Origin of the sequence: Pseudomonas sp. KBW05 (assembly GCF_003852405.1) — a bacterium.
Taxonomy (GTDB): domain Bacteria; phylum Pseudomonadota; class Gammaproteobacteria; order Pseudomonadales; family Pseudomonadaceae; genus Aquipseudomonas.
Genome location: NZ_QAJM01000002.1, coordinates 125,274 through 150,414, shown reverse-complemented (window position 1 = coordinate 150,414; position 25,141 = coordinate 125,274). Strand labels below are relative to the sequence as shown.

Below are 25,141 nucleotides of genomic sequence, written 5' to 3'. Positions count from 1 at the left end.
TAACCTGAGGGCCTGCGCCACCAAAGAAGCTCCCCAGCCGATGATTGTCCGTCCCAAGCCCAACCTCGTGGGCATCCTGTTTTCCCTCAAGGGTTCGATTGCCAAGCGCATTGCCTTACGCAGCCTGCTGGTGACGTTGCTGGCATCGGTGATCGTGCTGGTGGAAACCTGGCACCCGGCCTACTTTTCCAAGGTCAATGCCACGCCCTTTACGTTGCTGGGCCTGTCGTTGTCGATCTTCATGAGCTTTCGCAACAACGCCTGCTACGACCGCTGGTGGGAAGGCCGCAAGCAATTGGGGCAGATGATCATTGATGTACGTTCGCTGATCCGCGAAACCCAGGTGCTGGGGGATTCGCCTGAACGTGCCGGGCTATTGCGCGGCTTGTGTGGTTTTGCCCATGGGCTGGTTGCGCGTTTGCGCCATGAAGACGAAGCCTTGGCGATCAAGCCCTGGGCGGCGGTGGCGGCGACGCACCCCAACCTGCCGGACAGCGTGCTGCAACAACTGGGGGCGCGCTTTTGCGCACTGGCCGAGCGCGGGGTGATCAGCGAGTGGCGCTATACCCAGCTGGAAACCCGCCTGGTCAGCCTGAGCCAGGTGCAGGCCTCGTGCGAGCGGATCAAGAGCACGCCGCTGCCCTTCCCCTACACCCTGCTGCTGCACCGCACCATTTACCTGTTCTGTATTCTGCTGCCGTTTGCCATGGCCGAGCCGCTGGGTTGGTTGACACCGGTGTTCACCGCCATCGTCAGCTACACCTTCTTTGGCCTCGACGAAATCGGCGATGACTTGGAAGACCCCTTCGGTTTCGACGAAAACGACCTGCCGTGCAACGCCATCCTGCGCAACCTGGAGCGTGAGGTGCGCGCCGCCCTCGGTGAAACCGACTTGCCGCCGCCTCTGGAACCGGTGGACTACGTGCTGACCTGACGCGGGTTTGACACCTGCCCTGCTCTGGTCGAAGCTGACGGCTTTGTAATACTTGCGGACGCCTGCATGTCTAAGTCACGCCGTTATTCCCTCGTCGGCCTGTGCGCCCTGCTGTTGATTGTGCTGATCACTTGGTATTTCTCCCGTTCCAGTCAGGTCGCCGTGCCGCCGGCAATTGCCCACGGTTATTCCAAAGCCCTGAAACAGGCGCGCAATGGCGAGCCGGGGGCGGCGCGGGTGTTGTATCAGCAACTGGGCCGGCCGGACCTGTCCCCGGAGCGCCGCGCCGCGCTGCACGCCGAGTTGCCCAACTACCCTAGCCCGCAAGCCTTGAAGCTGGCCGACAAGGACCTGGCGAGCGATTCGCCGCAGGTGCGTGAAGCGGCAATCCACAGCATTGTCGGCCTGGTGCCCAGCGGCCAGCGCACGCTGTTGCTCGGTCCGGCACTCGACGACCCGGAACAAAGCGTGCGCTTTGCTGCGGCCAACGCCCTGCTTGGCCTGTCGCCCGACACCCTGGGCCTGTACTTCGGCCCGTTGCAGCAAGTGCTCGACGAGTTCGTCAAATACCTCAAGGCCCAGCCCGAAACCGCCGAGGGCTGGATTCAACTGGCGCAGCTGTACATCCACAGCGCCCTGCTGACCGATGCACAAAACGCCCTGGAACAGGCGATGCGCTTGCAGCCGGACAATCTGCAAGCGGTGGTCGCACAGATCGAGTTGCTGGATAAACAAGGCAAGAGTGAGGAGTCCCGCCAATTGCTGGCGCGGCAACTGGCGGCGCACCCGGACTCGGCCTATCTGCAACATGCCTTGGGGCTGTGGCTGCTGCACCACGGTGAACGCCCGTACGCGTTGCTGGGCCTGTCCAAGGCCGTGGAGCTGGAGCCGGACAATCAGGATTACCGCTACGACCTGGCGACCACCCTCCACGCCCAGAACGAACTGGAAGCGGCACAGCGTCAGTTGGAAGAGATCCTGCAACGCCATCCGGCCAACCGCAAAGCGCGGGTGCTGCTGGTCAATTACTGGAAGGAAAGCGGCCAGTTGCAAAACGTCCAGGTGTTGCTCGCCCAATTGGAACAGCAAAATCCCGACGACCCGGCCTTGCAGCAAGGCCTGTAGCGCTCTCGGAAAAAAATCGTGGAACGGCTACGGGCCATCACGGTCAAGTAAATATGGCGCGCCCAAGGCGGCGCGTTCCTCTATTGATCCGTGACCCGAGGGCACTTCTTGTCTACATCCAACGAGCTGTTCAGTGAAAAGGCGGCCACCGGTATCGAAGGTCTGGACGACATTCTTTCCGGCGGGCTATCGCGCAGCCACCTGTTCTTGCTGGAAGGTGAACCCGGCACCGGCAAAACCACCGTCGCCCTGCATTTTTTGCAGGCCGGCGCGAAAAACGGCGAGAAGTCGCTGTACATCACCCTGTCCGAGACCGAGCGTGAATTGCGCCAGGGTGCCAAGTCCCACGGCTGGGACCTGGACGACAATATCCATATCTTCGAACTGACCCCACCCGAAAGCCTGCTCAACGCCGAGCACCAGCAGAGCCTGCTGTATTCGTCCGACCTGGAGTTGGGCGAAGCGACGCGGCAGATCTTTGAAGTGGTGGAACGGGTCAAGCCGACCCGCGTGGTGGTCGACAGCCTGTCGGAGATTCGCCTGCTGGCGCAAAGCTCCCTGCGTTATCGCCGGCAGATCCTCGCGATCAAGCACTATTTCGTGCGTTATGACGCCACCGTGCTGCTGCTGGACGACCTCACCACCGAATCCCTCGACAAGACGGTACACAGCGTCGCCCACGGGGTGATCCGCCTGGAAGAACTGACCCCCAACTACGGCGCCGAACGTCGCCGGGTGCGGGTGGTGAAGTACCGCGGGCAGAAATACCGTGGCGGTTTCCATGACTTCACCATCATGCAGGACGGCGTGCATGTGTTCCCGCGCCTGGTGGCGGCTGAACACCGGGGCGGTTACAACCGCCAGACCCTGACCAGCGGCATCAAAGAGTTGGATTCGTTACTCGGCGGCGGTATCGAGACCGGCTCCAGCAGCCTGATCCTCGGCCCGGCCGGTACCGGCAAATCGCTGATCTCGATGATCTTCGCCGCCTCGGCCGTGGCCCGAGGCGAAAAAGCTGCGCTGTTCATCTTCGACGAAGAACTGGGCCTGCTGTTTGAACGCATGAAAAACATGGGGATCGACCTGGAGGCGCTGCAAGCCACTGGCAACCTGCTGATTGAACAAGTGGACGCTGCCGAGCTGTCGCCCGGCGAGTTTTCCCACCGGGTGCGGCGTTGCGTCGATGACAGCGGCATTAAAACCGTGGTGATCGACAGCATCAACGGCTACACCGCTGCGATGCCGGAAGAAAACGCGCTGATCCTGCACATGCACGAACTGCTGCTGTACCTCAACCGCAGGGGCGCGGCGACCTTTATGACGGTCGCCCAGCACGGGCTGGTGGGCGATATGCAGGCGCCGGTGGATATCACTTACCTGGCCGACACCGTGATCCTGTTGCGTTACTTCGAAGCGATCGGTGAGGTGCGCCGGGCGATTTCGATCATCAAGAAAAGGACCGGCTCCCATGAATCCACCATTCGCGAATACCGCATCGGCAGTCGCGGCATGACCGTGGGCGAGCCACTGAACAACTTCCAGGGCGTACTGCGCGGGATTCCCACGTATATGGGCGCCGGCTCGCCCCTGCTCAAGGACATGGGCTGATGCCGGGCCTTTCGCCCTTTTCCGAGCGCGCAATCATCCTGGCGCCGATGGGCCGCGACGGCTCATTGGCGCTGATGATGCTCAAGGAAGCCGGCTACAGTGGCATCGTCGCCAGCGACCTGGGTGCACTGTGCGAAGCGCTGGAACAAGGCGCCGGCTTGGTGATCGTGGCGGCCGAAGCGTTGCTTGGGGTGGAGCTGGAACCGTTGCTGGAGATCCTGCACCAGCAGCCAGCGTGGTCGGACTTGCCGATTGTGCTGATGACCCATCACGGCGGCAGCGGCCAGAATGGTTCCTCGCAACTGAGCCCCTTGTTGGGCAACGTGACGTTCCTGGAGCGGCCTTTTCACCCGGTCACCCTGATCAGCCAGGTGAGCACGGCCTTGCGTGGTCGGCGCCGCCAATACGAAGCCCGCGACCGCTTGATCGACCTGAGTGCAAGCGAGCTGCGCCTGCAACGCACCCTGGAAACCCTCGAACAGCAGGTAGAAGAGCGCACCGCGCAATTGCGCCACAACGAAGACGCCTTGCGCCAATCGCAAAAGATGGAAGCGGTTGGCCAGTTGACCGGTGGCATCGCCCACGACTTCAACAATATGCTCACCGGCATTATCGGCAGCCTGGAGCTGCTGCGCCGGCGGGTGTCGCGGGGCAAATTGGATGATCTCGACAGTTTGATCGACCTGGGTGTGACCTCGGCCAACCGCGCGGCGGGCCTGACCCATCGGCTCTTGGCGTTTTCGCGGCGCCAATCCCTGGATTCCAAGCCGGTGGAGCTCAATACGTTGGTCAGTGCCATGGGCGAACTGCTGCAACGCAGCATCAACGAAAGCATTGCCTTGGACATGCGCCTCGCCGATGGGCTGTGGACCGCCGAAGCCGACCCCAACCAACTGGAAAGCGCCCTGCTCAACCTCGTGATCAACGCACGTGATGCCATGCCCAGCGGCGGCGGCCTCACCGTGGAAACCGGCAACCGCCACCTCGACAGCGTCTTCACCGCCGCCTATGGCACGCTTAAACCCGGTGACTACGTGGAATTGAGCGTCAGCGACACTGGCTGCGGTATCCCAGAAAGCGTGATGGGCCGCGTGTTCGACCCGTTCTTCACCACCAAGCCCATTGGTCAGGGAACCGGCCTGGGGCTGTCGATGATCTACGGGTTTGCGCGCCAGTCCCATGGGCATGTCACGATTCATAGCGTGGTCGGCAAAGGCACCACGGTCAGCCTGTTTCTGCCACGTTTTGCTGGCCAGATCGTTGCCGATGATGTGGTCAACCCGGCCTTGCTGCCGTTTGCCAACGCCGGTGAGACGGTGCTGATCGTCGAGGATGATCCGGCGGTACGGGTCTTGGTCAGCGCGGTGCTCAAGGAGTTGGGCTATGGCTTTGTCGAGGCAGGGGATGCCGATACGGCGGTGCCGATCATCGAATCTGATCAGCGGATCGATCTGCTGATCAGCGACGTCGGGTTGCCCGGCATGAACAGGCGGCAACTGGCGGAAATCGGCCGGCAGATCCGGCCAGAGCTGAAGGTGCTGTTTATCACTGGATATGCCGAACACGCAGCGGTGCGCGGCGGATTCCTAGACCCGGGCATGCAATTGATCACCAAGCCGTTTACCTTTGACTTATTGACGGCCAAGGTGCGGGAGATGATCAAGCAATAGGATGTAGTTCCCCTAGTTTGTAGTGTTTGGAAACGAAGCGCTGTAGGACCATTGGAATCAAACCGTCATCAGGCGACACGAACGGGCAACGCCCGGTACTCAAGAACCGGGGCGTATTAGCCCTGATCGAGTAACTGCTGATGACGCTGAATGCCCTTCCCCTGCGCCCCTCCGTGCCAGCCACGGCCCTATTGCCGAACGCTCTCGCCGCCAAGGCACGAGCCGCTCACGCGCAGGCACCGTTACCGCCCTCCGCATCGCGCGACGGCGCGCACCTTTACCAAGCGTACGCCGCTGCATTGATCAAGGGCGGTGATAATGCAGATTCCATTGGGAGCGAGCGGATTGCCCCGATCTCGCCAGCATCGAGCTTTGGTCAATGGCACCAGCATCTGAAGAGACTGTTGCAGACGGCTGATTTCACACAATGGGCGCAGGCAAATAACGTCGACCTCTCCAAGCCGATCACACTATTTCCACCTGACGGCGGCCGGCCGGGTTATGCGGCAATGCACCTCAAATCGCCAGCAGGTTCGATTGAATATTTCGGAGCAGCGAGTTTTAACCGTAGCAAGGAATTCCCTCTTGTCTGGCCGTTTATCTTGCAGGCGACGACTGCCCTCGCCGCTGGAAAAACCTACATTTTTGGCCCAAAGGACGATAGCGCGCAGGTCAGCGAAATCGCGGCGTTCTACGGTGAGACGGTTCCAACCAATGCGGCGCAGGCTTCCCAACGGGCGGCGCAGTTGACCCAAAGCAAAGAATTTGCCGGGCCGGGCGCCCTTGCCTTTCCCCAAGATCAACAGGAATTGTTGGACAACATCGAACATCGGCACGCATTCAAGGCGAGCGTGATGGATAAGTTGATGCCCGCCTTCATCGAGAAGTACCTGAAGGAGCTGGATAATCTCAACTTGCTGGACGAAGCACATAGCCGCGTGATCCCGGCCCAAGCGCGCAGCAAGGTCAGCGAGATCCTCTTGCAATGCCTGGAGGACACGGTTATGCCCCTGGGGGCTGGCGAAAGCGTCAGCTTGAAGCAGTTCATTGAAGATGCAGGCTGGGTGATGCCGTCCGACCATTTTGAACTCGCCCAACTCGCCCAGAGCGTAACGGCCTTCGCACCTATACAACCGGTTAACGGGGACCTTGGTGGCGCCCTGTCCTGGGCCGTCCCCCTCCATTCGGACGATAAGGCGGGTTTGTATTACCATCCGATCCAGACACTCCCTGACGTGGAAGACCACGGACTGTTCAAACTGCTGACACGCCATAAAGTGTGGGACAAAACCGACCTGGCCCAGCCACGCAGAGTGATCAACGACATCCTTGCCTCTGCGGCCGGCAAAGCGATCGGTGAAGGGCTGCAGCGCAAAAACGGGGCACTGGCCACCCCCACCAGTCACGCCGACTGGCTGCTGGCTGCGCTGCAGGTTTCACTGGATAAGGAAACCTTGTTGGATAATACGCAAGGCGTGCGACACGACAACATCGCAGGCTTTGACCTGGCCAATCAGTCGCATATCGGCGAACGTCCGTCGACCGTGGTCCAGGCACTGGCCAACCATCTACACAGTCAACAAAAGGCCAGTGCCGAGTTGTCCCCCGTTGCCGCATACCTGCTGCTGGCGCACCGCGCCCCCGCCTATCTCGTCAAGCAGATACCTGCCGCCATCACTGTGGGTTCCCATTCCTGGGTCAGTTTTCAAGTAGCCGTCGCACGCCTGGAAGCCAAGGCGCCAGGTTCGACTGCGGATATGACCTATGCCGAGGTGATGCCCCATGCGAATCGCCCTCCCGTGACGCAACAAGAGCAGGCCGTCGAATACGCCGCACAACACGCCGCGCTCAAGGATTGGGGAGTGGCCAATGGCATTATCCGTTCGAACGCCAGCGGGCAATACAGCCCAGCGCAGATGCAGACCGTCAAAACGGCTTACGATCAGCAGATGCTGGAATTGAGTGCTGCATCGCATACGTTCTCCACGCCGATGCCAGCGCGCAGGGAGATGGCACTCGCAGAGCTGAAAAAGGCGTTTGGTGAAGGTATCGATTTTGAAAAGGAGTGCCTGCAGTCCACAACCCGCGCCCAAGACCGTGATGATGTGGGGCCGCACTCGATCGTAGATCTCTATTTGCACAAAGGCACCACGGAGTTGCTGGCCCGGGGGTGGAAGTCCACCAGTCCCGAAGTGCCGCTCGAGCGTCTGAACACCACGCGTCAATCACCGGACATGAACGAGGTGTTCGCGCGGGAGTTTGGGGCCTACCGCGTCGAAATGGATAAGGCCATCGCCACCCAGACGAAGCACCTGATTGTCCGGCTGCCCGTGGAAGACCGGCAACGTATCGAGTTCGGCAACCTTACGGTGATGACGGCCACACAGGTGTCGCAAGACTCTTTTGGTGTGGTTTCCGAAAACAGGATGCCAAATGACCGTAGCCTGCTGCTCAAAACAACCTTTCGTGGTGAGGTGCTGACCTACGAACTCAATTTGAAAGACAACACCCTTAAACGCACGGGACTGGGAGACGTAACGCTTGGAGAACATGCCGATGACAACGGTCGCGTTTATCGCAGGTACGATCAAGTGGCCTCAAGTCCAGCGTCTCAGGGCGCGGCAAGCAATAGCCAGCAGCCGGCAGGGGTACCCGCAAGTTTCACCAGCCAACGTACAGCCTTGATCGCCGACGCCGCGGTGAAGAACGCCGATATCGCCTCCTACGAATCCCAGGCCCGCGGGCAAACGCGGTTTGAAAGTCGCCAGCCATGGTACAAAATAGGCCGCGAGCTACTGCTGAATATGGTTCCCCTGTATTCGGCGATAAAGAATTTCCAGGCCGGAAATATCCGCGACGGAATTGTCGACCTGGCCTTTGATGCGCTGGGTTTTCTGGTGGTGGCAGGTACCGCTGCGAAAGGTGGCAAAGCCTTGAACACGGCTGCGCGTAGCGTTGCCACGCTGGGTCAAGTCAGCAGAACGTTCGGGCGAGCGGCCCTGGGCGTACTCAACCCCCTGGATGGGTCGGGGGCGTCGGTGTTTCGTGGGGGGCAAAAGGCAGCCGCTTCAATCGGAAAGTTGCGCGGGACCGCTGGTCGTTATGACCTGTTGCAGGCCAGTCGAAAATACGAGGCGGCTGCCAAGGGTACATACAAGGTGGGCGAGCAGGTAAGCGAGACATCGGCCATTCTGAAAAACCATAAGTGGTACGCCTTCGACGTCGTTACTCAACAGCCTTACGGTAAGGCCCTGAATGATTTTGTGCCTTCGGCACAGCTGGGTTCGTGGGCAACGGCAAAAGACCCCGTCAAGCGGATTGACGATGCCACGGTCAAAATTTGGAAAAGAACCGTCATCGGACATAGGAGTGGAGACGGGAAATTGGCATTCGAAAGCGGCTACCTCAATGGAAGTTTAAGCAGTGTCCCAGGGCTCTCCGCCTCCTCGAAGATTGAAGACCTGATGAAATTGGCCGCACGCCAAGACATGACACCACAACAGGTGGGTGTACTCGTAAGGCGATACGACGAGATAGCCTATGAGTTTGGCCGACGTGGTGTTGCCCGCTTTATCGATAATATCGAGCCCCGCTTTGGCAGTGTGATACCCATGCCGCAAGTCGTCTACTTCTCCCGGACAGGTCAATTGTCCGACGGACAATGCGCGGCGCTTGCGCGCGCTATGGCCAGTGCTGTCGCCGAAGGTAAAGAGCAGGTATTGCTCAAGAACATGTACTTCGCTGCCGCTTTTCCTGCTGATCCCGCCTCCAGGCGCTTCATGGCGTCCTTACGCAAACTTCAGGTGCAAGTAGGCGCAGAAACCGCCTTCCATGCACGTAAACCGATCCGGCAGATGACCTATCAAAACATGGTCAAGGAGCTGGACGCATCGGCGGTTTCAAAGTCAGTCATGATTGACTCCCCGGATCATGCAATGGCCGCCGGCGTCAGGGTCGAGGGTGGCGAGAAAACATTTTATTTTTATGACCCTAACCATGGCCTGGCGACGTTTGCAGATGCAGGGGCCATGGAGGGCGGCTTGAATAAGCTATTTAACGACAAGAAGATGAATGTTCACTACAAAACCCATGGAAATGACCGAAAGGCTCTGGAATTCAAGGTGTTTGACCATGACGATGCCTGGCAGCTGCAAAACAGCGTAAACAGTGCTGATTTCAAAGCCTTATACGAGGCGCCGCTGGGTCCATCCAACACGTCACACGGCCTTTCCAGCCTGGAACTGGCAAGGAACTGGGAAGTGCTGCATGCCAATCCTGCCAATAAGGGCCTGGTCTGCTATGAGGCATCGATACGCGTGGGTGAAGCAGAAAAAAGGTTGTCACCCAACGTATTCGACGCTGTCATAGCCAGCACAGTCCGCAGGGGAGATACCAACTACTCGCCGCGCTACCTTGAGCTCATGGGGATCAAACCGGGCAGCCTCAAAACAACCTTCAAACCTGCCGAAATCACCGAGTCCGGGCTGATCAACTTCAAGCATGCGCATGAAGGGGGCGAGTTCGGCCACACGGTGTACGTGCAGAAAACCATCGACAATGAGCTGATTCTATTCAATACCAACAGCCCGGATCTGGATATCGCGATGATCCGCAATGGCAATCCCCCACAGATTATCGGTGGAATGCAGGTCTACCGACTGGACAATGGCAAGCACAAAGGCTTGCAGGACTTCCTCGATGGGGTGAACGGAACGACAGGGTGGCAATTTGCGTATACACCGGCCAGCAAGCTCCATGCGAATGTCAGCCGGTTACAACCCTGACGCACTGAAACGATCGGCGCCATGGCGCGGCGCCGACGCAGCCGTTACGCCAACAACCGCTGGATATGCTCATGCAGTGTATCCAGGTCAAACGGCTTGGCCAGGATCGGCGCATTGCGCGTGATCGGGCTGTTGCAGTCGAGGATTTCCTGCGGATAACCGCTGATGAAGATGACCTTCAATTCCGGGCGCAACTTGATCGCCGGTTCCGCGATCTGTACTCCGGAAATGCCGCCGGGCAGGCGGTAGTCGGTGACCATCAGGTCCAGGTGTGGCTTGGACGCAAGGATTTCGAAGGCCTGCTCCCCATCGATCGCCTTCAACACCCGATAGCCCAGGCCGGCCAGGTACTCACCCAGCACAAACATAATCGATTCGTCGTCCTCGACGATCAGTACAACATCTTGTGCATCTTCACTCATGGGAAGCCTTTGTCCGGTCAATTGCTGCAATTACGACCATGGGGTCACGCAGAGGTTGCGTCGAGCTGACGATTGATTTCATTGCGCAGCCTCAAGGGGCAGGCACACGCGAAACAAGGCGCCCTCGCCTATCTGGCTTTCGACCTCGATGGTACCGCCGTGGGCCGAAACGATCTGCTCGGAAATAAACAGCCCAAGCCCCAGGCCTGCTGCCACTTGGCTCGCGGACACACGCTCGAACTGCTGGAAAATACGCTTCTGGTTGTCTTCGCTGATACCGATACCACGGTCGCGCACTTCTACCCGCGCTTCCCCGTGCTCACTGTAGACCCGCACGTCCACCGGGCTTTTGGCCCCGTAGCGCAATGCGTTGGTCAACAGGTTGGTGACCACTTGCTCGATACGGAACTCATCCCAGTGACCCTCCACCGGCCCCACGGCGTCCAGTTGCATGGATGAGCCGGCCGCTGCCACTTGCTGGGCGAAATTTTCCACGAGGTTGCGCACCAGCTGTGCAAGGTCGAAGCGCGCGGGGCGGATCGACAGCTTGCCGGTGCGGATACGCGACACGTCGAGCATGTCTTCGATCAAGCGGATCAGGCTCTGGATCTGGCGTTCATCGCGGTCAACCATGGCGTGCATCTTGTCCAGGGTAAACGCCGCGGCGTTATCCCGAGCCAGATGCATCTTGCGCAGCTGGGTTTCGAGGATCAGCCCGTTCAGGGGCGTACGCACTTCGTGGGCAACGATCGACATAAAGTCGTCACGCATACGCACCGCTTGCTCCAGCTCGGCCTGGGTGGCCTGCAGGCGCGTGAGCAACAGCTCTTGCTCGCGCCGGCTGCGCTCCAGGGCTTCGACCTGTTGCTTCATCGCCTTGCTCTGGCGGTACAGGTCGACAAAGATGTTGACCTTGCTCTTCACCGCGTGGATATCCAGCGGCTTGTGCAGGAAGTCCACGGCACCGCTTTCATAGCCTTTGAAGGCGTAGTTGAGTTCGCGGCCTGCGGCGCTGACGAACACAATCGGGATGTTCTTGGTCTTTTCGGTGCCGCGCATCAACTCGGCCAGCTCAAAGCCATTCATGCCGGGCATCTGCACGTCGAGGATCGCCATGGCGAACTCGTGCTCCAGTAACAGCGACAAGGCTTCGTCGGCACTCAATGCCTTGAACACCTGGCGATCCTCACGCTTGATCAGCGCTTCGAGGGCCAGCAGGTTTTCCGGCAGATCATCGACGATCAGCAGTTTGGCCTGGACAGTACTTAACATGGGGAATATTCCAGGGAAGCCAACAATGAGCCTATCTGGCTCAGCGAAAGAATGTGGTCAGGAGTATGCAGTGCCAGGGCCGCGCGGGGCATGACGGCCACGCGTGCTTCTGTGGGGTCTTGCACCACAGTGGTTCCACCTTGTTGCTTGACATGGGCCAGGCCCCGGGCGCCGTCTTGGTTGGCGCCGGTCAACAGGATGGCCAACAAGCTGCAGCCGTAGGTATCGGCGGCGGACGCGAACAGAAAGTCGATCGCGGGTCGCGAGTGATGCACGCGGTCTTCCTGGCTCAGGGACAGGCTGTGATCGTGTTCTACCGACAGGTGATAGCCTGGTCCGGCAAAGTACAGGGTGCCAGGCTTTATCAGCTCTTTGTCGCGCGCCTCTAGCACCGGCATGCTGATCCGCCGGTCAAACACCTCGGCCAGTTGGCTGCGACGTTCGTCAGGCAGGTGCAGCACGGCAATGATCGGCACACCAAAGCCCTGTGGCAGGTCGCCGAAAATACTCAGCAACGCCTCTACGCCGCCGGCAGAAGCGCCGACGACGATGGCTTCAATCCCGCGAATCGGGCCTGTTGCAGCGTCGTTCATGATTTTCGGTAGATCCGTTCTTGCTTGACCAAGGGCTCGAATTGCTTGCTGTAGGCGGAAAAGTCCAGGGTCTCTTTGCTGCCCAGCACCAGGAAGCCGCGATGACACAGCGACTCATGAAACAATCCAAAGGCGCGATCCTGCAATTTTTTATTGAAATAAATCAGTACGTTACGACACGAAATTAATTGAGTTTCTGAGAAGACACTGTCGGTCGCCAGGCTGTGATCAGCGAAGGTCACGTTCTCGCGCAGGGTCTTGTCAAAGATCGCGTAATCGTAAGCCGCCGTGTAGTAGTCGGCAAATGAACGTTGCCCACCGGCCTGCTGGTAATTGGCGGTGTAGGCGCGCACGTTCTCCAGGGAAAAGATGCCCTGCTTGGCTTTGTCCAGGGACGCCGGGTTGATGTCCGTGGCATAGATGATCGTACGCTCCAGCAAGCCCTCTTCGCGCAGCAGGATGGCCATGGAGTACACCTCCTCCCCCGTGCTGCAACCGGCGATCCAGATCTTGATTGACGGGTAGGTCTTGAGCAGCGGCACCACTTCCTGGCGGATGGCGAGGAAGTGCGACGGGTCGCGAAACATCTCGCTCACCGGGATCGTCAGAAATTGCAGCAACTGCATGAACGCCGCCGGGTCGTGCAGCACCCGCTCCTGCAACGCCGAGATGGTCGCGCAGTCGAACTGGCGCAACGCATGGGCCACGCGCCGTTTTACCGACGCTCCAGAGTAGTCGCGAAAGTCATAGCTGTACTTGAGGTAAATCGCCTCGATCAACAGGCGCAGCTCGATATCGCTGCTTTTATCCAAAAAACTTCGCTCCACTTAAATGCGTTCCATCTTCGGTAGCCATACGCGAATCAGTGAGAACAGACGGTCCAGATCAATCGGCTTGGCCAGGTAATCGTTGGAGCCCGCCGCGAGGCAGCGCTCCTGATCGTCCTTCATGGCCTTGGCCGTCACCGCGATGATCGGCAGCTTCTTCCAGCGCGGGTCCTGGCGGATCAAGGCGGTGGCCTCGTAACCGTCCATCTCCGGCATCATCACGTCCATCAGCACCAGGTCGATATCGTCCACTTCATTGAGTTTGTCGATGGCTTCACGGCCGTTCCGCCCGATCACCACCACGGCGCCTTTGTGCTCCAGGGCGCTGGTCAGGGCGAAGATGTTGCGCACATCGTCGTCCACCAACAGGATCTTGCGCCCTTCAAAGACCTTGTCGCGGCTGCGGGCGGTCTTGAGCATCGTCTGGCGATCATGGGACAGCTGGGATTCGACTTTGTGCAAAAAGAGTGTGACTTCGTCCAACAGGCGCTCCGGTGAACGGGCGCCCTTGATGATGATCGAGCGCGAATACTTGCGCAGCTCGGCCTCTTCGTCGCGGGTCAGGTTGCGCCCGGTGTAGACGATCACCGGCGGGAACGAGCAGATGTCCTCGGTGGCCATGCGCTTGAGCAGCTCGTTGCCGAGCATGTCCGGCAATTTGAGGTCGATGATCATGCAGTCGTAGACATTGCTGCGCAGCAGGTCCAGCGCGGCCTGGGCATAACCAACGTCAGTAATTTCAATGTCATCGTCGCCGATCAGGCGGGCAATGCTGTCGCGTTGCAGGTCATCGTCCTCCACCAGCAGCACGCGCTTGACCTTCTGGGTCAGCTTCGCTTCCAGCCGGGCGAACACGTCCTTAAGCTCTTCGCGGGTGGTAGGTTTCACCGCATAACCGATGGCGCCCATGTGCATGGCGGCTTCGACGCGGTCCTCAACGGAGATCACGTGCACCGGGATGTGTCGGGTATTGGCGTGTTCCTTGAGGCGTTGCAGCACCGTCAAGCCGGAATGGTCCGGCAGGCGCATGTCCAGCAGGATCGCGTCGGGAATATATTCTTCGGCCAGGCTGTAGCCTTCATCCGCGCCGTGGGCCACCAGGCAGTTGTAACCCAGCTCGTGGGCCAGGTCGAAGAGGATGCGGGCGAAGTTCGGCTCGTCTTCCACCACCAGGATGCAGCGGGTGGTGAACGGTGCCTTGTCACGGTCATCGGCGAAGCGCGGGATCAGGTTGGCATCGGCTACCGGCAGCGGTGAAATCTTCGCCGGCGTCGGTGCGGGCGCCACGACGACCTGGCGTGGCTGCTCGACCGGCGCGGCTTCTTCGCCGCGCTCGACGTACTGCTCCGGCAACACCAGGGTGAACAGGCTGCCCTTGCCCGGCTCGCTGCTCACGCTGATGTAGCCGCCGAGCAGGTTGGCCAGGTCGCGGGAAATCGACAGGCCCAGGCCGGTGCCGCCATAACGGCGGTTGGTGGTGCCGTCGGCCTGGCGGAAGGCTTCGAAGATGCTTTCCTGCTGGTCTGGCGCAATGCCAATCCCCGAATCACGCACGGTAAAGGCTATGCCCTCCCCCGGCGCGCGGGAGACGGACAAGCTGACCTCGCCCTGTTCGGTGAACTTGACCGCGTTGGACAGCAGGTTCTTGAGGATCTGCTCCAGGCGTTGACGGTCGGTATACAGCATGACCGGTGTACCAGCCTGCACCTCGACCTGGAAGCCCAGCTTGCGGTCGGCCGCCAGCGGTTCGAACATGCCGCGCAGGCCATCCACCAGGCGTGCAACGCTGGAGTTCTCCGGACGTACTTCCAGCTTGCCGGCCTCGACCTTGGAAATATCCAGGATGTCATTGATCAGGTTCAGCAGGTCATTGCCGGCGGAATAGATCGACTCGGCAAACTTGACCTGCTCGGCGCTGAGATTGTCCTGGGGGTTTTCCGCCAGCAGCTTGGCCAGGATCAGCGAACTGTTCAGCGGCGTACGTAGTTCGTGGGACATGTTGGCGAGGAATTCGGATTTGTATTTGCTGGAGCGCTGCAGCTCGTCGGCGCGATCTTCGAGGTCGTGCTGGGCCTGGCTGAGTTCAACGTTCTTGCGGTCCATGGCGTCGCGTTGGTCGGCCAGGGTCTGGGTCTGCTCGGCCAATTGTTCGTTGGTCTGCTCCAGCTCCGCCTGCTGGGTTTCCAGGTGAGCCTGGGATTCCTTGAGGATGCGCGACTGCTCTTCCAGCTCTTCGTTGGCGGTCTTGAGTTCTTCCTGCTGCACTTGCAGCTCTTCGTTGAGCTGCTGGGTCTCGGCCAGCACTTCCTGCAAGCGTTGGCGATAGCGGGCAGCCTCGATGGAGGTGCCGATATTGCCCGCGATCAATTCCAGTAATTCGACGTCACGTTCATCCAGCGGGCGCAGGAAACCCAGCTCGATCACCCCGTTGACGCGCCCATCGTCGCTGGTCGGCACCACCAGCACACTGCGGGTCGAGCCTTCGCCCAGGCCGGAGCTGACTTTGAAGTAGTCCACCGGCACATCGTCCAGGCGAATCAGGCGATCCAGCTGAGCGGCCTGCCCAACAATGCCTTCGTCGTTGTAAATCGCTTGCTCCAGCTGCTCCTGTTCGCGGGAGAAACCGTACGTCGCAACACGCTTGAGACCGCCGTGTTCTTCACGCACGTACAGCGCAGCCACTGCCGAGCCCATGTACTGGGCAAAGAATTGCAGGATATTGCGACCCAGCATGTTCAGGGTCAGTTGGCCAAGGACCTGTTCTGCCAGTTCGGTCTGGCCGTTGCGCAGCCAGGCCTGCTGTTCCAGGCGCCGTGCGATCTTCTGTTGCGACGCGAGGTTATCGCCATAACTCTTTGATAATGAAATTAAATTCTTCCTGCCGATATACGCCAGAAAACCACTGAGCCCCAGTACAAACGCCAGGTACAGGATGACGCTGACAACGGTCGTACGGGTGACTTCCTCGTTACGGGTGATACGGAACTGCTGCTCCATCGCCACCGCGTCGTCGTACTCCTTGCGAATCTCATCGGTGAGGCGTTTGCCTCGGCCGGCTTTCACCGCACTGCGGTAGTCGCCGCTGGTGCGCTGCATCTCAATCATCGACTCGGCGTACTTGTTCCACTCGGTCTGCAAGGCTTCCAGACGCTTGAGGCGATCCACCTGCTGGGGGTTGTCCGCGACCAGATCCTGCAAATTGCGCAAATCGGCAATGATTCGTGGCTTGGCGACTTCATACGGGTCGAGAAAATGCTCGTCTCCCGTTATCAGAAAACCGCGCATGCCGGTTTCCAGGTCCACCGTCAGTTTTGACGATTCATTGAGGTTGTTGATGACCCGATCGGTGTGCTCCACCCACTGGATCACTGTCAGCAGATACGTAATCAGGCAGCCGAAAAACACTGCGCTGAGCACGCCCACACCCAAGGGCAGCGCCACATTTCGGCTTAACAGATTACGGAAGCTTTTTTCATCGACGGACGACGCAGGTGTCATGGGCATGCCTTGGCCAAGTGCGGAAAAACCGGGAGTTTGCCGCAAAGATCGCCCATAGACTACGTTTGCTGCAGATATTTGCCGCAATTGTTTTTCTTCCTTACATACAGCATATGGCCGGAATGGAACGCGGGAGCCCTGGCGAGCGACCCAAAAATAGCGTCTAAGGAACAGGGCGCCTCCTTTTGGAAAGACGCAATCGTTCCATAAAAAAGGTACCCACTTATGCTGAATCCTATTGCACAAACATCGACATCCAGCACTTTCCCGACGCCGATGCTGGCGTCAAACCGACACGCCCGGTCCGCCAACGACGCAACAGGCAACCCTACCCAAGCCTCACCGCTGAAGACCGCGTTGGGAGACAAGGAAAACCTTAAAGCCCTGGGCCTCAAGCTTGCTGAAGTCGCTGCCAGACTAGGCGCCAGCGCCACTACGGGGGCTGTACTGGCTGCGCTGACCAACACCGTCATGGCGGTACACGCTGACTCGTCTTACCCCAAGACGACCGGTAGCCAGGTTGACCTGGCCACATTTATTCGCAGCCTTGGGCTATCGCTGCCCACCGACCACTTCTCGCTGTCCGGGCTTGGCACAGCGGTGGCGCACCGTGCGATGGAGCACCCGCTCGGCAACCTGGGTGGTGCGCTGTCCTGGCCAGTGCCCTTGAGCGTGGACGAGCAGCGCCAGTTGCAGGGTTTTGCCCAGAAAGAGGCGGCCGCCGGGGTTGGCAAGGGCATCCTCGAGCGTCTGTATCACCCGCTGTCTCTGTCCGCCGAAACCCTGGGCGATCCCGCCAAACTGCTGGATACCCTGTTGGACAGCACGCAAGCGCAGGCGTTGGGCAAAACCCTGCAGGTGCACATGCAGGGCATCACCAACGAAAGCAGTCAAACGGACTACTTGCTTGCGGCCATCAATCTGGAACTGGACCCTGAATCCATGACCAGTCCTGACCGCAACAAGGTTGCCGGCTTTGACCTGTCCGGTCATGCACTGATCGGTAAGCCGACAACCACCCTGATACGGCAACTGGGTGAACATCTGGTCCGCCGGGGCAAAACCAGCCCGCAGGTGGCGTATGCGGCGGTCAAGTTGTTGTTGGCAAGCCGTGCGCCAGCATGGCTGGTCAAAAACATTCCCCAGAGCGTGACCTATGGCAGCCTGGCCTGGGTCAACCTGGCCATTGCGGCGACCACCATCGAAGCCCAGACCCCGGGCAAAGTGGCCAACATGACTTATGCCCAGGTCATGTTGGAAGCCCGCAATGTCGAGGCGGCTGATCCTGCGATTACCCAGCGCGCCCAGCTGGAGGCGCTGGTGGACTGGGGGGTGGCCAACGGCGTCCTGAGCAGAAAAAGCGATCACCTCTACAGCGCCGATGAATTGAACGCGCTGACCGAGCAATTCAATGCACGTAAACAACAAATGACGGTTGCCTCTGAGGCGCTGGACAGAGAACTACCGTCGCGCAAGGAGCTGGCGCTGGCCAGGCTCAAGGAGCGCTTTGGCGACCTGGGCTCACTGTTTGAAGAAAAACTCATTGATATAAAGCGCAGAGTTCGTTGGCTGGATGACGGCAAGGGTTTCAATTCCGATGCTTCAAACCCCCATTCAATGCTGGATGTGGCGATGATGGAGCTGGAGGATCCGGACGCGGTGTTTTTTTCCCAAGATAGCCGCATCCCTATCGACGCCCTGAATGCCAATTGCACATTTGGCGTCGTCGCGACCTTCAATCGTCAATTCGACCAGGCGATCAGTGACAAAAAAGCGGCGATTGCCACCTATATCAAACAGTTGGTTGCCCAGTTGCCAGTGGAGGACCGGCAACACCTGGAGCAAGGTCAACTGCAGCTGTTCCAGACGTCCTCGTACACCCAAGGCACTGGCGTTTCCAGCAGGGTCGATCACCCGAAGCAGGAAAAGCTGCTGATCAAAGTCACGCACAACGGCGCCTCCCGTGCGTACGAGATCGACTTCAATCAGGGCCGTATCAAACAGACCCATCCGTGGCGAGTCGGGGAGAAAAAGACCAAGGTCGCGCATGATGTAACGGTCACTAAGTCGTTCGACCCCGCAGGCAGCGAATCCTTGCGCACAGCGAACCCGTCGTCGAATCCGGCGCCGCACGATAGCTTCTCGTCCACCCGAACGCATGTGTTGGCCCAGGCGTTTGTCAAACATCTGGACCTGGACAATCCCGCCATCAAGGCTCAGGCACGAGGGCTTACGACCCAGGATAAACATGACAATAAAATTGAGGCTGTCACCGAGTTCGCGCTGAACCTGGTGCCTTTTCGCTCGGCGATCGTCAACTTCCAAAAGGGCAACTATACCGAGGGCACGCTGGATCTGGCGCTCGACGCCTTCGGCTTCCTGACGGCTGGCGCAGGGGCCGCCGGTAAAGTGATCAAAGTGGCAGGTGGCGGACTGTCCACTGCGAGCAAGCTGCTGAGGGTGGCAAACATCATCGGCTCGGCCACCATCGGCGTGCTCAACCCGCTGAGTGGCCTGGGCGATGCGCTGGTGGGCGGGTCCAGGTTTGCAGCCAAGGGTATAGGGTTTGTTACATCAAAAGGCATCAAGTACGTCAACTCTTTACGGGGTGCCACCGGCAATTATGACCTGCTGAAAACCATCAGCAAGAAGCACGGGCCGACACTGATCGGTGCTTATAAAGTCGGGGGCGTGGAGACACAGGGGGTTGCGGTTCTCAGAAATGGTCAATGGTTTAAATATGACCACGTGCTCAAGAGGCCCTACGGCCCGCCCATCGCTGACTTTTCGCCACGGGGGGCTCCGCCGCACCGCAACGTACTCAGCGGTTCGGCGGACGTTGAGAGTGTAAAGCGGCTAGAAAGAATGGTTTTTCTATGACCCCAACTCAGGCCTGGTGAAATTCAACAACTCGATGGCGATGCAAGAAGGCATGGAGAAAGTGCTGAACAGTGGCAAGCTCGCGGCGACCAACAACACACTCAGGTCGTCTGTGGAGGGCCGACAATACAGCGTCAGCATCTTTGATCCAGCCGATGTGAATCGCCCAGGTATCGACGCCAACGCTGTCGCAGATCTTTCAGACATCGCGCTGTAACCCTTCAACACCCGGGACATTCTTGTCCGTGCCAGTCACAATGCCAGCAATTGTTTCGGAACTTGCTGGCATTCTCACCACTCACTACAGAGTTGCCTTCCACCCCATCAAGACCAGCACCTTCATTTTTCAGGAATTTTCACTATGCCCGCTGCCTCCACCATCCTTGTAGTCGAAGACGACGCCATCGTGCGCATGCTGATCGTCGATGTACTTGAAGAGCTGGAGTTCAACGTGCTTGAAGCCGCCGATGCGGAAGAAGCATTGACGGTGGTCCAGAACGCCGCCCAGGTGATCGACCTGATGATGACCGACGTTGGTCTGCCCGACATGGACGGCAAGCAGCTGGCAGTCAAGGTACGCGAGCTGCGTCCAACCCTGCCCATCCTGTTCGCCAGCGGCTATGCAGAAAACATCGACGTGCCGTCCGGCATGCAGGTGATTGGCAAGCCGTTCTCCATCGATCAGCTGCGTGACAAAGTCAAATCGATGCTGCCGGTCTAAAAAACCGTGATATCTCCCACACCAAGCAACTAATTCGTTCGGATAGCTAGCGTGCCTGGATTTAACTGCTAGCTTCAAACGACATGTCCTATACGACTAAATGAATAGGACCGCCCGACTGCTTCTATTCCTGCACTTTCGGGCACGTTTCCAAGGAATTGGGGAACTCGCATGTTCAGGTCATCGCAAGCACTGGCATTATTGCTGGCCGCTCTGGTATTGCCCGGGTTTTCTGCCTGGGCCGACAACGCCGAGACCGCCAACAAGAGCAACAACCCGCTCAATCTCGCGCCGGGCGCCAACCTGCAGGACTACTACACCCCCCGCCTGTACGACAGCAACGCCCACACCAATGACCTGTTGCTGCGCGGGACCCTGCCCATCGCACCGTCGGCTTTCATCGGTGCGCCACAGTTGCTACGCGCCACCCTGCCCCTCAGCACCCGCCCCGATCCCCGCAGCGGCTACAGCACCGGCATCGGCGACCTCAACCTCTTCGACATTTTTTTGCTCAAGACCGAAGGCGTGCAACTGGGCATTGGCCCGCAACTCACCGCGCCCACCGCCGAGCACGATGAACTGGGCACCGGCAAATGGCAGGCCGGCCTGGCCGCCATCGCCATCGATGCCTCGCCACGTGGTTTGCTGGGCGCCCTGGTGCAATACCAAAGCTCCTTTGCCGGGGATCGCGACCGCGCGCATGTCGAGAGTGCAACTTTCCAGCCGTTTATCATTCATAACCTGCCCAAGGGCTGGTACCTGCGCTCTACCGGCACCTGGACCTTCGATCTGAAGAACGACACCCACTACATCCCGATTGGCTTGGGGGCGGGCAAGGCCTGGAAAGCCGGCAGCAACATCCTCAATGCTTTTGTCGAGCCGCAATGGACGGTGGCCCGTAAAGGCGATGGCTTGCCGCAGTTCACGTTGTTCGCAGGGATTAACGTGACGTTCGGCAAATAAACCGGTTAACTCGGCGCCTTCATCCCACGCCCTTAAAAAGATCTCTGGAAGGACGCAACAACATGATTGGAAAACCGACGCGCCTGCTGTTGGCGAGCCTCTCGATACTCATGAGCACCGGCGCCCTGGCCGACTTCACCGCCTCCCCGGCCGAAGCACGGGCGATTGCCAAGGAAGCCTACCTGTACGGCTACCCGGTGGTGGCGATGTACAAGACCCTCTACACCCAGGCCGTGGACAAAGGCGGGGCCAACTTCAAGGCGCCGTTCAACCGTATTGGCAACACCGCCCAGGTGTTCAGCCCCAAGGACACCGCGTTTGTCACCCCGAACTCAGACACCCCCTATTCGTTCGTGTGGATGGACCTGCGCCGCGAACCCCAGGTGCTGACCCTGCCGAAAATCGACGACAACCGTTACTACTCGGTGCAGTTGATCGACCTGTACACGCAGAACTTCGCCTACCTGGGCACCCGCAGCACCGGCAACAACGGTGGTCACTACATGGTTGCCGGCCCGGACTGGAAAGGCCAGCAGCCGGTAGACATCGACCGCGTGGTGTACAGCGAAAGCAACATCGCCTACGCCCTCTATCGCACCCAGCTGTTCGATGACAAAGACCTGGGCAAGGTCAAGCAGATCCAGGCCGGCTACAAGGTGCAGCCCCTGAGCAGCTACGTGAAACAGCCAGCCCCGGCTGCCGTGCCGAAGATCGAATGGCCCAAGCCGACGGCCACCATGACCGAAGGCCCCCAACTGTTTCGCTACCTGAATTTCATGCTCGCCTTTGCCGCGCCCCAGGACAGTGAAAAAGACCTGATGGCGCGCTTTGCCAAGATCGGCATTGCGCCGGGTGCACCGTTCAAGGCCCACCAGTTGACGGCTGAACAACGCAAGGCCCTGGAAGACGGGATCGCCGATGGCCGCGCCGAGTTTGCCGCGTTCAAGAAAGACAAGATCGACACCCATCAGGTGAGCAGCGGCGACCTGTTCGGCAGCCGTGACCGCCTGAAAAACAACTACCTGTACCGCTACGCCGGTGCCGACCTGGGCATTTTCGGCAACTCCACCGACGAAGCGATCTACCTGAGCTACTTCGTCGACAGCGAAGGCAAACCGGCCAATGGCGCGCGCCACAGCTATACCGTGCATTTCGCCAAGGACCAATTGCCACCCGCCGAAGCGTTCTGGTCGCTGACCATGTACGACGCCAAGACCAAGCTGCTGGTGCCCAACCACAAGAAACGCTACCTGCTCAATTCGCGGATGCTGCCAGACCTCAAGCTGGACGCCGATGGCGGCCTGACCCTGGCCTTGCAACACCACGAGCCGCCGAAAGCCGAACAGAGCAACTGGTTGCCGGCCCCGCCGGGCCCGTTTTATGCCGTGCTGCGTATTTACCTGCCCAAGCCTGAGGTGGGTAACGGTCAATGGAAGCTGCCGCCGTTGACACCGCTCAAGTAACACCACGCGCCCGGCCGCTCCAGGCCGGGCGCGTACCCCCGATTTCAGGCCGCTTACAAGGATATGTAACGCCATGATTTCACGTGCTTGCTTGTGTGCTTCGCCACTGATCTTCGGCATGCTCTCCAGTTGCGGCGTATCTGCGGCCAACCTGCCAGACCTCGGCAGTACACCCGCCGCCGCCCCCAAGTCCGACCCCGAAACCTGCCATCGCCTGCAGCAAGACTTCGATATCGACCTCAAGCAAGTGGTCAAGGCCGGTTGCGACCCTTCCACCGAACAAATCGCCAAGCTGATGGACAACCCGGTGGGCAACCTGGTGCTGCTGTTCAACCAGTTCGACTACAGCGCGCTTAAAGGTCCCCACAGCAACGGCACGCGCTACCTGGGCAAATACAGTTTCATGCCGACCTTCCCGATTTCCATCGGCGAGGACTGGAACCTGATCAACCGCATCCCCCTGAGCTACGTCAGTGCCCCGGTCAATGCCAAGGCCGGCAACCTGATCGGCATGAGCCCCTATGGCGTGCTGACGGATCGCGATTTTCCCTCGGTGGTCAACGATCCGTTCGACCGCACCTCGGGTTTTGGCGACATGGCCTATGTGGGTGTGTTCTCGCCCAAGCAACCGATCCGCTTTGCCAACGGCGGCAAGCTAGTTTGGGGCGTTGGCCCGACGGCGATGTTTCCCACCGCCGAGAAGGACGTGCTCGGCACTGGTAAATATTCCCTTGGCCCGGCATTCGTTGCGGCCTACCTGGGCGAAGACTGGACCCTGGGGTTCTTCCCGCAGCACTGGTGGTCGGTGGGCGGCGACTCACGGCGCAAGGACGTCAGCCTGACCAATATCCAGTATTTCATCCAACGGGCAATCCCCGGCCCCAGCCAGTGGCGGGTCGGCATGACGCCCAATATCACGGTGGACTGGAAAGCCGACGGCGGTAACCGGGTCAACTTCCCCATCGGTCTCGGCGCGGGACGCATCGTCAATTTCGGCAAGCTGCCGGTGCGTATCTCCGGTGAAGTGCAGTATTCGGTGATCCACGCCGACGATCAGATCAGCCCCCGCTGGAATTTCCGCCTGTCATTCATCCCGGTGATTCCAACCTTCATGCTGTGAACGAGGTGCGCCATGTCCCGCTTTCATTGCTCACTGCTTTGCCTGGCACTGCTGGCCACGACCGCATCGGCCGACGAACTGGAATCCAGGGCCCTCGTCGGCCTGGACCGGATGGGCGCCTACCTGCGCAGCCTGCAGCAGTTTCGCCTCGACGCCAGCAGCCACACCGACCAGGTGTTGGAAAATGGCCAGGTCGTCGAGTTCAGCCATCAGGCCCGCTTGCTCGCACGCCAGCCGGACAAACTGCAGGTCTCGCTGGAAAGCGACGGCAAGCGCCGCAGCCTGTTCTATGACGGTAAACGCTTCACCCTGTATGACAGCCGCAGCGGTTACTTCGCCAGCCAAGCCGCACCGGCCGATATCAGCGGGTTGCTCGACCAGTTAAGTGAACGATACGGCATCGAACTGCCCCTCGCCGACCTGTTCCGTTGGGACCCCGGCACCGCCAAGGACGTGGGCATCAGCAGTGCGCTGCTGATCGGCAATGAAACTATCGACGGTAACGCCTGCACCCACTACGCCTATCGCCAGCCGGACATCGACTGGCAACTGTGGGTACGCCAGGGGCCACGGCCCCTGCCCTGTCGCCTGGTGATCAGCCGACGCGACACACCTGAGCAACCACGGCACAGCGTCAACTATCACTGGCAACTCGACCGTGGGATCAAGCCCCAGGACTTTGAATTTGTCCCGCCGCCCGGTGCCCGTGCTGTGCCCCTGCAACAGCTGGACTCACAGGGAGAACAGCCATGAAAACCACGGCGACGATCTTGCTGGTGTTGCTGATCTTGCCCCTGGAAGCCCAGGCCTGGCAGGTGCGTGGCGGTGGCGGCGCACGGACCTTCGTGGTGCCCCATGGCGGTGGTGGGTATCGGCCACCGCCACCGATGCCCCATCCCATGCCCGCGCCAAGGCCAATGCCGCCGCGCCCCGAGCCCCACCCGCAGCCGGGGCCGCACCCTTATCCGGGGCCAAGGCCGCCTCCGCCTCCACCGCCGCCCCCACCACCACCGCCTCCGCACCCGGATGACTGGTATCACCCCTGGGCGGCAGCGGCCGTGGTCGGGGCCACCACGGCCACGATCCTCGCCATCGGCACCCAGGTCAGCGCGGTGCCGGCAGAATGTGTGTCGGTGGTGGCGAACGGCGTGGCCTACCAGCATTGCGGGCCGACCTGGTATCAGCCGCGTTACGTCGGCAGTTCGGTGCAGTACATCGTGGTCGCCGCCCCCTGGTGATCCAGCGTTTCAAGGAGCAATGG

Annotated in this window: 18 protein-coding genes; 13 read left to right on the top strand and 5 right to left on the bottom strand. The window is 59.8% G+C overall.

The window, feature by feature from the left end:
* Positions 1-40 precede the first annotated feature (40 nt).
* The 5 genes from DBR46_RS01665 (at position 41) to DBR46_RS01645 (ending at position 10,121) form a co-directional block, all read left to right on the top strand.
* Positions 41-934, top strand: coding sequence for a bestrophin family protein (locus DBR46_RS01665; RefSeq protein ID WP_124524744.1), 894 nt, complete (start codon positions 41-43; stop codon positions 932-934).
* Positions 935-1,000: 66 nt separating this feature from the next.
* Positions 1,001-2,059, top strand: a complete 1,059-nt coding sequence (locus DBR46_RS01660) for a tetratricopeptide repeat protein (RefSeq protein WP_124524743.1) — start codon at positions 1,001-1,003, stop codon at positions 2,057-2,059.
* 108 nt (positions 2,060-2,167) lie between these two features.
* On the top strand, positions 2,168-3,667 hold the full coding sequence (locus DBR46_RS01655; RefSeq protein ID WP_124524742.1) for an ATPase domain-containing protein: 1,500 nt from the start codon (positions 2,168-2,170) through the stop codon (positions 3,665-3,667).
* Positions 3,667-5,337 (top strand): ATP-binding protein, encoded by a 1,671-nt coding sequence (locus DBR46_RS01650; protein ID WP_124524741.1) that lies wholly within the window; start codon positions 3,667-3,669, stop codon positions 5,335-5,337. The genes DBR46_RS01655 and DBR46_RS01650 overlap by 1 nt, the downstream gene beginning before the upstream one ends.
* 140 nt (positions 5,338-5,477) lie before the next feature.
* Positions 5,478-10,121, top strand: coding sequence for a hypothetical protein (locus DBR46_RS01645; RefSeq protein ID WP_124524740.1), 4,644 nt, complete (start codon positions 5,478-5,480; stop codon positions 10,119-10,121).
* Between the two features lie 44 nt (positions 10,122-10,165).
* Here DBR46_RS01645 and DBR46_RS01640 read toward each other — a convergent pair whose 3' ends face one another.
* From DBR46_RS01640 to DBR46_RS01620, 5 genes are all read right to left on the bottom strand, one after another.
* Positions 10,166-10,543, bottom strand: coding sequence for a response regulator (locus tag DBR46_RS01640; protein ID WP_029290496.1), 378 nt, complete (start codon positions 10,541-10,543; stop codon positions 10,166-10,168).
* Positions 10,544-10,621: 78 nt separating this feature from the next.
* Complete coding sequence (locus DBR46_RS01635) at positions 10,622-11,815, bottom strand: hybrid sensor histidine kinase/response regulator (protein ID WP_124524739.1); 1,194 nt, start codon at positions 11,813-11,815, stop codon at positions 10,622-10,624.
* On the bottom strand, positions 11,809-12,408 hold the full coding sequence (locus tag DBR46_RS01630) for a chemotaxis protein CheB (protein ID WP_124524738.1): 600 nt from the start codon (positions 12,406-12,408) through the stop codon (positions 11,809-11,811). Before DBR46_RS01630 ends, DBR46_RS01635 begins: the two co-directional genes overlap by 7 nt.
* Entirely contained in the window at positions 12,405-13,220 is an 816-nt protein-coding gene (locus DBR46_RS01625; protein WP_014718485.1) for a protein-glutamate O-methyltransferase CheR, read from the bottom strand. The genes DBR46_RS01630 and DBR46_RS01625 overlap by 4 nt, the downstream gene beginning before the upstream one ends.
* A gap of 15 nt (positions 13,221-13,235) precedes the next feature.
* Complete coding sequence (locus DBR46_RS01620; protein ID WP_124524737.1) at positions 13,236-16,733, bottom strand: response regulator; 3,498 nt, start codon at positions 16,731-16,733, stop codon at positions 13,236-13,238.
* 225 nt (positions 16,734-16,958) lie between these two features.
* On the opposite strand from DBR46_RS01620, the gene DBR46_RS01615 reads away from it, so the two are divergent.
* The 8 genes from DBR46_RS01615 (at position 16,959) to DBR46_RS30455 (ending at position 25,118) form a co-directional block, all read left to right on the top strand.
* On the top strand, positions 16,959-19,613 hold the full coding sequence (locus DBR46_RS01615) for a hypothetical protein (RefSeq protein WP_124524736.1): 2,655 nt from the start codon (positions 16,959-16,961) through the stop codon (positions 19,611-19,613).
* Between the two features lie 16 nt (positions 19,614-19,629).
* Complete coding sequence (locus DBR46_RS01610; protein ID WP_124524735.1) at positions 19,630-19,830, top strand: hypothetical protein; 201 nt, start codon at positions 19,630-19,632, stop codon at positions 19,828-19,830.
* Between the two features lie 144 nt (positions 19,831-19,974).
* Positions 19,975-20,334 (top strand): response regulator, encoded by a 360-nt coding sequence (locus DBR46_RS01605; protein WP_124524734.1) that lies wholly within the window; start codon positions 19,975-19,977, stop codon positions 20,332-20,334.
* A 171-nt stretch (positions 20,335-20,505) separates the two neighbouring features.
* On the top strand, positions 20,506-21,297 hold the full coding sequence (locus tag DBR46_RS01600) for a hypothetical protein (RefSeq protein ID WP_124524733.1): 792 nt from the start codon (positions 20,506-20,508) through the stop codon (positions 21,295-21,297).
* Positions 21,298-21,359: 62 nt separating this feature from the next.
* Positions 21,360-22,760 (top strand): DUF1254 domain-containing protein, encoded by a 1,401-nt coding sequence (locus DBR46_RS01595; RefSeq protein ID WP_124524732.1) that lies wholly within the window; start codon positions 21,360-21,362, stop codon positions 22,758-22,760.
* 73 nt (positions 22,761-22,833) lie between these two features.
* Positions 22,834-23,880, top strand: a complete 1,047-nt coding sequence (locus DBR46_RS01590; RefSeq protein ID WP_124524731.1) for a hypothetical protein — start codon at positions 22,834-22,836, stop codon at positions 23,878-23,880.
* Between the two features lie 12 nt (positions 23,881-23,892).
* Entirely contained in the window at positions 23,893-24,633 is a 741-nt protein-coding gene (locus tag DBR46_RS01585; protein ID WP_124524730.1) for a DUF2092 domain-containing protein, read from the top strand.
* Positions 24,630-25,118, top strand: coding sequence for a hypothetical protein (locus DBR46_RS30455; protein ID WP_256659196.1), 489 nt, complete (start codon positions 24,630-24,632; stop codon positions 25,116-25,118). The genes DBR46_RS01585 and DBR46_RS30455 overlap by 4 nt, the downstream gene beginning before the upstream one ends.
* Positions 25,119-25,141 lie beyond the last annotated feature (23 nt).